The sequence below is a fragment of the Archangium sp. genome, from assembly GCF_036389735.1.
Classification (GTDB): Bacteria; Myxococcota; Myxococcia; order Myxococcales; family Myxococcaceae; genus Archangium.
Genome location: NZ_DASVWK010000823.1, coordinates 1 through 12,467, shown reverse-complemented (window position 1 = coordinate 12,467; position 12,467 = coordinate 1). Strand labels below are relative to the sequence as shown.

The window sequence follows — 12,467 nt, the reverse complement described above, 5'->3', positions numbered from 1 at the left end:
ATCGTCAGGCCGTGCAGCTTGCCCATGACGATGTCCTCGAGGCAGCAGCGCACGAGCTGCTCGCGGGTGCGGAACACCTCGGGGCCGATGAAGCCGGCCACGTCGTTGACGATGACCCAGGGAGCGGGCGTCTGGTCGGCGCGGGCCTGCGCGGCGGCGATGCGCTGCGTGAGGGCCCGTGAGAAGCCGTACTTGCGCGCCTCGTGCACCACCATGTCCACGCCGGCGGCATGGCCGTTGGTGGCGTCGGCGCCCTGGCCCGTCTCGAAGTACATGCCCCAGCGCCCGGTGCGCGTGGCGGCATGGGCCTCCATCTTCTCCAGGGTGACGTCGAAGGTGCGGTTGGCGGCCTCGGTGCTGCCCAGGCTCTGGAACCAGAGGCCCGTGGTGCCCGGCTGCCTGGCCTCGACCACCGCCTGCACGTCCACGTGCGCCAGCACGCAGTGGGGCAGGGTGTCCTGGAGGCCGAACGTCACCAGAATCTCGTGCAGGGCGGACTCCACGGCGGCCACGGACTCGGGCGCCGAGGACACGGGGTTGGTGCCCAGCACCACGTCCCCCACGGCGAAGGCCCAGCCGTTGAAGACCTGCCAGCGGATGTCGTCCGGGTGGTCCGTGGGCGAGTTGGGCTGGATTCGCGCGCCCAGGTAGCCCTTCGCCCCCACCTTGCTGCCCGGCAGCGGGTTGAAGACCTTGCGCCCCACGGCGGTGAGCTCCGCGTTGCTCATCAGCTTCACCACGCAGCCGATGACGTCGCTGCTCAACCCACTCTTGAGCTCGTGGATGTCCGCCTCGCTCGCGGACAGCAGGAAGGCCTTGAGCTCGCCCAGCGTCCAGCTCGCGGTGCGCGCCTGGGCCGTGCCGTCGACCGCCCCCTGGATGTACGAATAGAGCCGCTCCTCGATGAGCGGATACGCGTCCAGATCGCCGATGCGCGTGCGCGCGAGCAGGGCCCGGGCCTGGTGGCGCGAGGCCTCGTCCGCCGCGGCGACGCCGAGGGCCGCGTCACCCTCCTTGAACTCGTTCGCGGCACCCACGAGCCGCTGGTACAGCCGGTGCTCGAAGACACCGCGGACGCGCCGCATGTAGGCGAACACGTCCTCGTCGGGGAGGATGTCGTGGAGGAGGACGCGGCTCGGGGCGCTCTCCTGGGAGCGCGCGACCACGTTGCCGGCATTGGGGGACTGGGCCACCGGGAGCGACGGGTGGGGCTCCTCGAGTGGATGCGTCAGGCTTTCCGCCATGGCGTGCTCACCTCGGGGGCAGAGGCTAGTGCTGCCCCGAATGCATGTCACGGGGGCCCCGGGGAATCGGGGGTCTCCTGCGTGACGCTGGCGTCAAACGCCGATGACGACCCGACAATTTCAGCGGGGGCCCGGGGCCTCGGCGAGCAGGCGCTCCAGGAAGAAGGCCACCACCACCAGCGAGTGGGTGATGGCGCCGCTCTGGATGAGCTGGGGCACGGCCGAGCGTGGGTGCAGCTCCACGGCGATGTCCTCGCCCGCGTCCTGCATGCCCTCGTGCTTCTTCTCGCAGTCGAGCGCGAGATAGCTGTGGCAGCGGTTGCTCTGGATGGCGGGGTTGGGGTGCACCTGCCCGAGCCGCACCACCCGGCCCGGCACGTACCCCGTCTCCTCCTCCAGCTCACGCGCGGCGGCCACCGCGGGGTCCTCCCCCGGCTCCGCCATGCCGCCCGGAATCTCCAGCGTCGTCTGGTCGATGCCGAAGCGGTACTGGCGGATGAGCACGAGCTGGTCGTCCTTCGTCACCGCGATGACATTCACCCAGTCCGGGCTGTCGATGACGACGCGCGCGTGCTCGTGGCCGGTGCGCGGGTCGGCCACCATGTCCTGGCGGACCTTGATGACGTGGAAGTCGTGCTCCAGACCCCGGCGCAGGCGGGGCCACGGTTTGAGGGGGCTCATCGGGTCAGTTCAACAGCTCGGCGCGCTCGCGCAACTCCCGGGCCGTCCACTCCAGGCTGTCCCGGTCCGGTGCGTCCGGCGACAGCTCCAGGCAGCGCTCCACGTCCTTGAGCGCCGCGCGGTAGGCCCCGAGGTTGGCCAGCAGCGCCGCCCGCGTGCGCAGCTCGCCCGGGTGGTTGGGGGCCAGCATCAGCAGCATGTCCACCACGGCGAGCCCTCGCTCGCCATCCTGGCGCTCGAGGAACACCCGCCGCAGGTTGGACAGCATCCGGTAGGCGATGAGCTCCACCGGGGCCGGGGCCAGCATGGAGGGGTTGAACTTGAGTTGCGGCGCCACGCGCTCCAGCAACTCCTTGCAGCCCTCCTCGGTGAGGATCTCGCCGCTGTGGAACGGGTCCACCACCAGCTTGTGGTCCCCCGAGTGGCAGGCCACCAGGAAGTGCCCGGGGAAGGGCACGCCGTAGAGGGGGATGCCCGCGCGCCGCGCCACCTCCAGGTACACCACCGAGAGCGTGATGGGCAGGCCCACCTTCTTCTCCAGCACCTCGTCCAGGAAGCTGTTCTCCGGCAACTGGTACTCGTCCTCGTTGCCGCGGAAGCCCTCGATGTCCGCCAGCACGTGACGCAGCGCGGTGAGGCCCGCCAGCACCTCGCCCTGGCTGGCGTGCCGTTCCATCTCCACCTGCACCCGGGCCGCCAGGGCGTCCAGGGTGTGCAGGTACGCCGAGACCTCCAGCTCCGGTCGGTTGAGGGTGGCGATGGCCAACGCGGCCAGATCCAGCCTCGGAGGGTCGGCCGCGAGCGCGGACACGAGGCGCTCGCGGGCGAGTGGGGGGCTGAATGTCGAGGTGTTGCTCACGGCGGGAAGGACTAACCCACTGACAGGCGGACGGCAAAGGCAGGCAGGCAGTCAGCCCAGCGGGGGTTCGGGGGGCAACAACCGCCCCTTGATCTCCGCGTTGAGTGCCACCTGGGCCGAAATGAGCCCCGACAAGAGCCCATCCTCGAATTCGAAAGTCGGGTGTTCCTTGAGTTTCGGGAAGTCATGCGGATTGCGTAGCTCCTCGGGGGTGATGTTGGGCACCACCTCGCGAGCCAGCCGGAGGACCTTGGCCTGCTGCTGGGAAATCATCCGCTCGTAGAGCTTGCTGGCGATCTCCAGCATCTCGAATCCGGTCTCTTCCGTCATGGGGGCGTGTCTCCTGACGCTACTGCTGGGCGATGTCCCACTTCATCCGGCGCCAGCTGCTCCGGAAGGAATCCACATCCCCCTCTATCGCATCCCGCTCCTTCTCGCGCCCATCGAGGAACGCCACGAAATCGAACTGGCGGTCGGGCTGGCCGTACTCGGCGTCGAAGAGGCGGACGAAGGCGTTGGCGGGCAGGGTGCGCCGCCCGGCCACGTCCACCAGGTCGATGCGCAGGCCCTTCACCTCCTGGGAGGGGGCGTAGGACTTGTAGACGAGCTCGGTGCACACGAGGGAGGAGTCGGAGAAGAAGTCGAAGTTGAAGTCGTAGGGGCGCCCCTGGAGGTGGAAGGCGCGGGCGATGGCGCGGGCCTTGTCCACGGGGGCGAGGCGCGGGCGCAGGACGCCCAGGTAGTCCACGTGCATGCCGTGCTCGGGGCCGGTGAAGGACACGCCCTCGCTGATGGACTCGATGATGCGAAGGGCGTCGCCGTGGCTGTCCGGGGCGCTGTAGGTGGCCCACTTGGCGGGGTACTCGCGCGCCAGGTGCTCGGCCAGCGTCTGGGGAGAGCCGGGCCGCGTCTTCAGCCAGCCCTTCACCCCCGCGTCCCCGTCGAGGTGGGTGGCCCAGTCCTGGGGCGTGCCCACGTACAGCTCGGCGTGGGGCCAGAAGCCGGGCAAGCCGATGTTGGAGAGGTACCAGTTCTGCCGGGCGACCAGGACGTCGCCCGGCTGCATGCGTGCCAGGAGGCCGAGCGCCTGAGCGCGGGAGATGAGGGGCTGACCGATACGCTTCACCCGGGTGTCGCCCATCCACTCGGCCACCGAGCGCTGCACGGGGAAGATGGCGCTGGCGGTGGTGTCCTGGACGACGTCCGCGCCGGCCTTGGCGAAGAGGGTGAAGCCGCGCTTGAAGAGCTTGCCCCGGGCCACCTTGGAGTTGTCGCGCGTCTCCTGCACCAGCCACACCGCGCGGCGCACATTGAGGATGCCCGTCTTCTTCAGCAGGGGCCGGAGCTGCTCGGCGTACGAGTCCCCCGTCATGAGTTGGGTGGCGGTGGTGACGTGGATGGCCTTGTCCTTGAAGCGGGCGAAGGCGCGCGCGGGCAGGCCGAACTCCTCGGAGGGCTCATCCAGCAGCACCTCGAGCTGTTTGCGGCCGTTGGTGAACTCCGCGTACGTCAACCCATGGGCCAGCTCCGTGGTGAGCGCCCCGTGGGTGAGCAGGAAGCCCCAGGCGTGCTTCGTCTCCTGGGTGAGGGCGGGCACCTTGACGAAGTCCCAGTAGCGCTGGCGGATGAGCTCGAGGGAGGCGAAGTAGTCGGAGAAGGCCGCCCAGGTGGTGAGCAGGGTGCGCTTCTCGTCCGGCGTGTAGGGGGTGTCCTGCTCGCGCGTGTAGAGGCCGCGCGTCTTGGAAATCTGCTGCTGGAGGGCGCGCAGGCCCCGGGCATGGCGCTCGAGGGTCTCCAGGTCCCTCAGGGCCTGGTCCACGAAGGCCCCGTTCTCCAGCGAGTAGACGCTCGTGGCCTCGGGAGTGGAGGGTTTCGCCTCGGGGGCGGGGGAGGAGACGGCGGGAGCCGGGGTGGCGAGCGAGAGCCAGGTGACGAGCAGAGGGGTGGAGAGCATCGGAACCAGGGGAAGGGGGCTGGGGAGCGCCAGTCTACCCTGGCCTTGGCTGGCTGGCTGCCCGGGAGGCTTGGCCGGAAGTGCCGCGCCGAGTGGCCCGACGGACATTCCATCCCCAGGTTGAAATCAAAGCCCCGGGGGTGGAGGCGGCCCCGGGCGGAAAGGCAGAAGACACGATGGCATTCGGATTTGCGGAGAACCCTGCGCACTCCATCACGCCGCACCTCGACTCCGTGGACTACCCGGCGACGCGTGAGCAGATCGTCTCGGCCGCGGAGGACGGCGGCGCGTTCAAGGACATCATCAACGTCCTCAAGTCGCTTCCACAGGAGGAGTACCAGTCGCGGGAAGACGTGATGCGCGACCTGGCGGAGGCGGCGCGGCGGTTCGCGCTGGGCGGCCGGAATTACGACGATGACGGGGTGGATCGCGACCGGCGCAACATCGGCCGTGACCTGGTGGAGAACGCTCCGGATGGGAATTCGCGGCATCCCTAGTCACTGACGACACGGGCAAGGACCTGAGGCGCTCGCGGGCGCTGGCCACGACTGGCCAGTGCTCGCGGGCGCTTCGCTTTTTTCCGGCGCGCCGTGGATTCTCCTCGGTTCGACCGATAGGCTCAATCCTCCGAGGATTCAGGGGGGCTGGGCTGATGAACCGCGTGTGTGTGGCGGCATGGATGCTGGTGCTGATGCTCGAGACAGGGTGCCCCGTGGGTGGTGGGGCGGGCGTGTTGCACCAGGCCATGCTCAAGGATCTCGCCATGCGGTTGGCCGGGGACAGTTGCCAACCAGGAGATGTCTGGGATGAGTGTGGATCCAAGTACTATGAGGACTGCATGGCTTCATGCCAGGAGGAGATGAGAAGGAAGGCCCGGAAATGAGGTGGCGTACCCTCTCTGCCATCCTGCTGGGATTGCTCTTGCCCGTACCATTGGTGTGGGCTTTGAGTTGGATGCTGCCGGGTAGACTGGGGGGGGCCGAAACGAGCAAGTATGACAGCAGGGTCGTCCCAATCCTCGCGCCCGATGAGACGGGACGGTTGCTCACCTTTCATCGGTCCTGCCAGGGAAATGAGGACTGCGACGCTCCGCTCGTCTGTCTGCGTGGCCAGTTGATGTTCGACCATGCCTGCGTGGCGAGCGACTGTTCGACGGACAGGGATTGTCGCGAGGGGTCTTCCTGCCGCTCGATTCCAGCAGGCGACCGGGTGGTGCGCATATGTGCGGCCACAGGCAATGCCCAGGAAGGCGCGCTTTGCATGAAGCTGCCCATCAAACAGGACATCGCATGTGCGCCGGGTCTGGTGTGCGCCCACAAGCAATGCCGTCGTTCCTGCCAGCTCCATGCGCCCCAGGGTTGTCCTGAGGGGTACTTCTGCAGCGACTCGGATGTCGAGGGCCTCGCGTGTCTGCCGACCTGTGAGGGAAGAGTCTGCCCCGAGGGGCAACGGTGTGTGGGGTTGGCACATGGAAGCTCGATTTGCGCGCGGGTGCATGGACCGGATTGCCAGCTCAATCCCTGCCCGGAGCAACAGGTGTGCGACATCTCGTTTCGACACTCACGAAGCGATGTGTGGATGAAGTGCGCGCTTTCGTGCGACAAGCGAGGGCCACCGTGCCCCAAGGGCTTTTCGTGCCTGGGGGAGCGCTGCGTTCGCAGTTGCAACTCGGATGAGCCGGGTACCTGCGGGCCGAGAGAGAAATGTGTGGGCGCTTCGGAGCGTTCCCTCGGGATTTGTGTTCTCGACACTGAGCAGAAGTGAGGCGTATCTGGTCCTCGGTCTTTTTCCCCGCCCGAGGACACGCGGCGCCTGGGGAGCGCCGCTTCCTCAATGGTCAGAGTGGAATGACTCAGCGCCAGTCCGGCGGGGCCAGGGAGATGCGGGGCACGTAGTAGCCTTCGGGCCCCTGCAACACCGTCTCGAAGCGCGGGTCGTTGAGCACCACGCTGCCGGGGCTTTTGTCCACCCGGGCCGGGTCCACCTTGGCGCCTTCCATCGGTAGGCGCGCATACGTGGGGATGCCGTACTGGTGAATGCCGTCGACGGCCACGCCACAGATGGAGTGTGGGGTGCCGTCTGGCAGGTACAAGCGGTCGAACTGGATGTAGACACGGTGGGGCGTCGTCACCGCCTCGCCCGTGATCTTCAGGTACAGCTTCTGCCCCTTCATCTCCACGAACATGGACGCGGTGACGGGGCCGGGCTTGAGGTTGAGGGCCCCTCCATCCTCGATGGACTCGTCCGACACCGGAGTGCCCGTCTCCAAGAAGGACCCCTGCTCATCGGGCTTGATGTCCAGTCTGGCGGGAGTGGCGCGGGCCTCGGGGGAGCAGCTTGCGAGATAGCCGATGGGATCGGGCCGCACGGGAGCGGTGGCGCACCCGGCGAGCTGCGCGGCGGCCACTCCCAGCAGGCTGGTGAGCAGCGCGCACCGTCGCGAGGGCGCTTGCGTCGAGTGGGAGGTCGGAGTGGGGGCTTCATCAGGGGAAGGGGAGGGCACGGACTGCGTTCCTTTCTCGGTGGGGGCCGGAGCAGCCGCGGTGGGCTCTCGGAGGAGCGTCCACCCTAACCCGAGCAGTCCCAGCCCAAGGGCCAGCGCGACAAGGTACCGCGACCCCCTTCTCGTCCACCGAGCGCGCTCGACAGCAGAGGCCTCGATGGGAGGCGTTTTCTCGGGAGCAGGCGCCGAGGGGCTCGGCTCCGAAGGCTCCTCCGGCGGTTCCTTCAGCATGTCCACGCCCGTGAACGATTCGCGCACCCTCGCGAGTTCGGAAGGTCGTTTCGCCTGGGCCTGCCAGGGGTCGGTGTGTCCTTCTTCCCGGCGCAGTCGTTCCAACTCCTCGCGCACGGCGCGAGCGCTCGGGGGGCGCTGCTCGGGCTCCTTCGCTAGCAACCGCTGGGCCAGATCGCACAAGGAGGATGGGGCTTCGGGCGCGAGCTGCCCGGCATCCAAGGGCATCGTGGTGGCGATGGCGATCAGCAGTTGCTCCAGCGTCAGCTGGGTACTGAAGGGTCGGCAGTTGGTCAGTGTCTCGTAGAGGAGCGCGCCAAAGGCATACAGATCCGCGGTGGGCCGGGCCTCCAGGCGCGAGCCCGGGCGCGCGGCCTCGCGCAACAGGAAGGTGATGGCCTCGGGAGGTTGGCAATAGAGCGTGCCCGGTGCGAGCCCTTCCGTCAGCGGGCGGGCCCACGGCAGATGCACCGCGCCGAAGTCGATGAGGAAGGGCTTGTCATCCTCCCTCCGCACCAGGAGGTTTTCCGCCTTGATGTCCCGGTGGCACACGCCTCGTGCGTGCAGCGCTTCCATCGTTTTCAGCACGTCACAGAGCACGCCCACCGAGCGATGGAGAGGAGCCCGCTCGTGCCAGCGCCATGCGTGGAAGGTGCTCCCGGAGACGTAGGGGGTGACGAAGTAGCCGTAACCCTTTTCTGAATCAGGCCACCGGCCCCACTCGAGTACCGGCAGCACGTGGGGGTGATTCAGGTATTCCAGCGAGGCCACTTCGCGACGCATCCAGTCATCCACCCGATCCTCGTCCTCTTCCGAGGGGGGCTGGGCCGCCATTTTCAGCGACAAGGGGATGCCCGCTCGCTCCACCAGGAAGGTGAAGGCGAAGCCCCCAACCCCCAGCCGGCGCACGACACGGAAGTCCCGCACGCGGTCTCCCGCGCGGAGTTGGTTGGGGTGCAGCGGCATGCTCATGGGCGCGACGACCTCTCTTCCAGGGACAGCAGTCGGAAGTCGCCGGGCGAGTCCTCTCCATCCAATGCCAGCTCCAGCCGAGAGGCGCCCTCTGGCAGCAGGCTGGTCAGGATGTGGCGCTGACGCATCTCGTCCGCTGCGCCCGAGAGCAGACGCGCGGGCCATTCCAGGAGGACTCCGTCCGTGAGCGTTGCCCGCAGCCGTGCCTGCACCAGCCTCCATGGCGGGGCTCCCTTCTTGCGGCTCCGCACGATCAAGGGGGCAAACATGCGCCGGCCGAACCAGAGCACCGAGTCGACCTGCCCGCGCGAGTCCCGCAGGTCGCGCTTCACCATGTCTTGAGGGAATACGACCGTGGCGCGCGCGTCCGGCGTGGCGAGGAGGCTCCGGGCCATGAGCTCCGCGCCGTCCTCGTCGGGAGAGGACCAGGCGCGCACCACGCGCACCTGTACGTCCGCCACGTCGCGCCGGGTGACGAGCAGGAAGCGGAGGGGCTCGGCGCCGGGTTCGGTGTCCACGGTGAGCGGCACCTGCTCTCCGCCGCTCAGGTTCTTGGTGGGGAGGATGACCAGCGAGTCATCGCCCATCGGGCCGAGCTGGATGTACTCCGTGCCTTCCGGAAGCTTCAAGGCTCCGAGTTTCAATGGTGCTCCGAGCTGGACAAGGGTGGCCACGCCCACCGCCACGTGCAGTTCCAGGGGAGGAACCTCATTGGGTCGGGCTGGAGTCACGAGGGTCCGCCGCTGGAGCACCTGCCCATCGGCGCGTTCTTGGGCGGAGGCGGGGAGAGAGAGCAGGAGCCACGGCAGGAGGAACGAGGGAACGGGACGCACGCGAGTCCTCCACGAACGGGCGGCCAGGGTAGGGGAGGCGCTCTCCCGGCGGCAAGCGCGAAACCACTTTTCCCGTCATGCTGATGAAACCCACTTCTTGGATGGGGTGGCCTCTTCGTGGCATCCTCCGGGACCCGAACCCATGCCCTTCTCAAGTCCCAGGCGCTCTCCGAGAGGAGTGCATCTGAAGTGGTGGATGCTCCTCCTGGTGGGGCTCGTGCTGCTGGTGGTGGTGCGCTGGCTCGACACCTGTGTGTTGAGTGCGCGGATACCGCCGTAGACCGGGTAGCGCCGAAGCGCTCGCGAGTCCCCGCGCTTTCTGCCAGCGTGCGCGCACGTCATGCGTACCCACCGCTTGTGCTTCCTGCTGCTCCTGGTGGTCTCCACCGCCGCGTGCCGCCGTGACATCCCCTCCCTGATACTCGAGCCGAGCGCCTCGCCGCCCTTGCGACTCGAGTTCCGGCCACCCGAGGACTCGCTCCTCACCGAGACGGTGAAGAGCTCCATGCGCCACAGCGGCGCGCCGGGCTCGCAGGAGGCGGAGTTGACCACCGTCACGCGCTTCACCCCCGACCAGGGCGGCTGGCTCCTCACCCAGCGGGTGACGCAAGCGCGCTACTCGCGGGACGGCGCCCCGGTGGAGACGCCGGTGGACGACGTCCTCACGCGCTTCTCCCTGCGGGTGCGGCTCGCGGCCGATGGCACCTACGTGCGGGTGGTGGACCCCGAGGCCGCGCGGGTGGTGCTCCAGGAAGTCTCCCCCGCGGGCCAGGACGTGTCGGCGCTGGAGCGCTTCTTCGCCCCGGAGGCCCTGGAGGCGCGCACGCGCGACGAGTGGGAGGTGCGCTACGGCAACCTCTACGGGCAGGGCCTGACGCCAGGGGGGCGCGCCTATGTGGTGGGCTCGGTGCCGCTGGGCGGCCAGGAGGTGACGTACGTGCTGGAGCGCACCTTCACCGGGACGCTGCTCACCGAGTACGGCGAGGCCTTGGTGTTCACCTTGCGCTGCCTGGACGCGCCCGTGGAGAAGATGACGGCGGAGGTCCGCCAGATGTTGTGGCAGGCGGAGGCTCCCCCGCTGACGCCCGGGGTTCAGTGCGAGGGAGAACAGTTGGTCGGAAAGGGACGCTTCCTGCCGGTGCGGCGCGGGTTCACCCTGCGGGCGACGTTGGGCGGAGAGACGTGGACGTGGACGACGCAGTCGGCGCTGGAGTCGCTCCAAGCGCCGGAGGAGGAGCAGCCATGAGCTACGAGGACAACCTCATCGAGGACGAGGCGGGCATCCGCGCGGTGGTGCAGGCGAGCAAGCGCGTGGCGGTGCTGGGCATCAAGACGGAGCAGCAGTCGGACCAGCCTGCCTTCTACGTGGCGGAGTATCTGGCGCAGGCGGGCGTGGACGTGGTGCCGGTGCCCGTCTACTACCCGGACGTGACGCACATCCTCGGCAAGCCGGTGTACCGGCGGCTGGTGGACATCCCGGGGGAGATCGATCTCGTGGACGTGTTCCGGCGGCCCCAGGACATCGACCAGCACGTGGAGGACATCCTCGCCAAGAAGCCCAAGGCGGTGTGGTTCCAGTCCGGCATCCGCAACGACGCGGCGGCCGAGAAGTTCGCGAAGGCCGGTATCCAGGTGGTGCAGAGCCGCTGCCTGATGGTGGACCACCGACGCTACGGCCGCTGAGCGCTTCAGGCCTCTTCGAAGGGCACGGGAGGCCGCGCCAGCGCGCGCTCGGCGCTCAGCTTCGCCTGGTGCAGCGCATCGAAGCCGCGCTCCATCTGCGAGGGCGACACCGGCGGCAGGGTGGACACCACCACGTAGACGGGGAAGCCGCGCTCCTTCAGCAGCGCGAGCTGGAGCCGGAAGTGGTCGTGCCGCAGCGCCGCCGAGCCCGCGGCGATGCCCTGTGCGTACGCCATGGGGCCGCCCAGCATCTTGCGCGTGCGGCTCGGCAGGTAGTGCACGAGGATGGCGTCCAGCTCCTGGCCGAAGGCGCTCTCCCGCAGCGCGAGCGCGGGCGCCTTCTCCACCAGCCCGCCGTCCCAGTACAGGTCCCTCCCCAGGCGCACCGCGCGGAACAGGCCCGGGTAGGCACATGTGGCGTGCACCCGCGGCGCCAGCTCGCCCGAGGTGAACACCTCGTGCGTGCCCTGGGTGAGGTTGGCGCTCACCAGCAGCAGCGGGTGCGGCAGCTCCTCGAAGCCCTGCACCGGCAGCGTCTTCTCCAGCAGCTTGCGGAAGCGCTCGCCCTTGAGCAGCCCGGTGGCGCCATGGCCCTCGCGCTGGAAGCCCTCGAGCACCGCCCCGATGGGGTCCGGGTCCCAGAAGTTCTCCCGCGTCTGCTTGAGCACCAGCTCCTCGATGGTGTGCACGCTCGCCCCCGCGGCCGCGTAGGCGGCGACCAGCCCTCCCGCGCTCGTCCCGGCATACGCGCTGGGCTTCAGCCCCGTGGCCGCCAGTCCCTTCAGGAAGCCGGCGTGTCCGTAGAAACCAAAGTACCCAGCGGAAAGGACGAGTCCGAAACGTTTGCCTTCGAGGAGCTGGCGCAGGGTGGGAGCGGGCATGGCCCGTCTCTAAACCACCGTTCCCCACATGGCAACGCGCCGCGTCGTCCTCTCTTCTTTCCCTGGCCTTCCAAGCTGCATCGACGTATGTTGATTCGCCGATATGGAGGAACTTTCCCAATCCTTTCGGGCCCTGGGTGACCCGACACGTCTCCGCATCCTGCGTCTGGTGGCGCGGGCCCCGTTGAACGTGTCGGAGCTGGTGTCCCTGGTGGGGGTGGCTCAGTCCTCGGTGTCGCACCACCTGGGCAAGCTCAAGGGGCTGGGCCTCATCCGCGAGGAGCGGCAGGCCGGCTTCACCTATTACTCGCTCGCCCTGGAGCCGGCCGACGCGCGTTGGCCGCTCATCCGTCTGGCCCGCGAGGCGACGGACGAGGGAGGCGACCTGGCCCGGCTGGAGGACCTGCTGCGACTGCGCGCGGACCGGCAGGCCCTCAACGAGCGACTGTTGGAGCCGGGCCAGTCCTGGTTCCTCTGGGCGGGGGCGCTGGCCTCGCTGCTGCCGGCGCTGGACGTGGCGGACTTCGGGTGCGGCACGGGCATGCTGTCGGTGTCCATGGCCCGGTGGGCCTCGCGGGTGTGGGCCATCGACCAGAGCGAGGCCGCGCTGGTGCAGGCCCGCGAGC

General features: G+C 68.7%; 12 protein-coding genes. 4 read left to right on the top strand and 8 right to left on the bottom strand.

Features of this window, described 5'->3' with window-relative positions; genetic code table 11:
* From eutB to VF794_RS29360, 5 genes are all read right to left on the bottom strand, one after another.
* A partial coding sequence (gene eutB, locus VF794_RS29380) for an ethanolamine ammonia-lyase subunit EutB (RefSeq protein ID WP_331116110.1) occupies nucleotides 1-1,085 on the bottom strand: 1,085 nt, incomplete at its 3' end.
* Nucleotides 1,086-1,364: 279 nt separating this feature from the next.
* Entirely contained in the window at nucleotides 1,365-1,925 is a 561-nt protein-coding gene (locus tag VF794_RS29375; protein ID WP_331116108.1) for an NUDIX hydrolase, read from the bottom strand.
* Nucleotides 1,926-1,929: 4 nt separating this feature from the next.
* Nucleotides 1,930-2,784 (bottom strand): transglutaminase-like domain-containing protein, encoded by an 855-nt coding sequence (locus tag VF794_RS29370; protein ID WP_331116106.1) that lies wholly within the window; start codon nucleotides 2,782-2,784, stop codon nucleotides 1,930-1,932.
* Between the two features lie 51 nt (nucleotides 2,785-2,835).
* Nucleotides 2,836-3,114, bottom strand: coding sequence for a hypothetical protein (locus tag VF794_RS29365; RefSeq protein ID WP_331116104.1), 279 nt, complete (start codon nucleotides 3,112-3,114; stop codon nucleotides 2,836-2,838).
* A gap of 19 nt (nucleotides 3,115-3,133) precedes the next feature.
* Nucleotides 3,134-4,738 (bottom strand): YiiX/YebB-like N1pC/P60 family cysteine hydrolase, encoded by a 1,605-nt coding sequence (locus VF794_RS29360; protein WP_331116102.1) that lies wholly within the window; start codon nucleotides 4,736-4,738, stop codon nucleotides 3,134-3,136.
* Nucleotides 4,739-4,914: 176 nt separating this feature from the next.
* Between VF794_RS29360 and VF794_RS29355 the strand changes: the two genes are divergently transcribed.
* Complete coding sequence (locus tag VF794_RS29355) at nucleotides 4,915-5,235, top strand: DUF2795 domain-containing protein (protein ID WP_331116100.1); 321 nt, start codon at nucleotides 4,915-4,917, stop codon at nucleotides 5,233-5,235.
* Between the two features lie 1,355 nt (nucleotides 5,236-6,590).
* Here the strand turns inward: VF794_RS29355 and VF794_RS29350 are convergent.
* A complete protein-coding gene (locus VF794_RS29350; protein ID WP_331116098.1) occupies nucleotides 6,591-8,444 on the bottom strand; it encodes a serine/threonine-protein kinase in 1,854 nt (617 codons plus the stop codon).
* Nucleotides 8,441-9,277 (bottom strand): DUF2381 family protein, encoded by an 837-nt coding sequence (locus tag VF794_RS29345; RefSeq protein ID WP_331116096.1) that lies wholly within the window; start codon nucleotides 9,275-9,277, stop codon nucleotides 8,441-8,443. The genes VF794_RS29350 and VF794_RS29345 overlap by 4 nt, the downstream gene beginning before the upstream one ends.
* 340 nt (nucleotides 9,278-9,617) lie before the next feature.
* On the opposite strand from VF794_RS29345, the gene VF794_RS29340 reads away from it, so the two are divergent.
* Complete coding sequence (locus VF794_RS29340) at nucleotides 9,618-10,523, top strand: hypothetical protein (RefSeq protein WP_331116094.1); 906 nt, start codon at nucleotides 9,618-9,620, stop codon at nucleotides 10,521-10,523.
* Entirely contained in the window at nucleotides 10,520-10,960 is a 441-nt protein-coding gene (locus tag VF794_RS29335) for a CoA-binding protein (protein WP_331116092.1), read from the top strand. The genes VF794_RS29340 and VF794_RS29335 overlap by 4 nt, the downstream gene beginning before the upstream one ends.
* 5 nt (nucleotides 10,961-10,965) lie before the next feature.
* Here the strand turns inward: VF794_RS29335 and VF794_RS29330 are convergent, their stop codons facing one another.
* Nucleotides 10,966-11,841, bottom strand: coding sequence for a patatin-like phospholipase family protein (locus tag VF794_RS29330; protein ID WP_331116091.1), 876 nt, complete (start codon nucleotides 11,839-11,841; stop codon nucleotides 10,966-10,968).
* A 103-nt stretch (nucleotides 11,842-11,944) separates the two neighbouring features.
* On the opposite strand from VF794_RS29330, the gene VF794_RS29325 reads away from it, so the two are divergent.
* Nucleotides 11,945-12,467 (top strand): metalloregulator ArsR/SmtB family transcription factor (locus VF794_RS29325; RefSeq protein WP_331116089.1); only part of this gene is annotated, 523 nt, incomplete at its 3' end.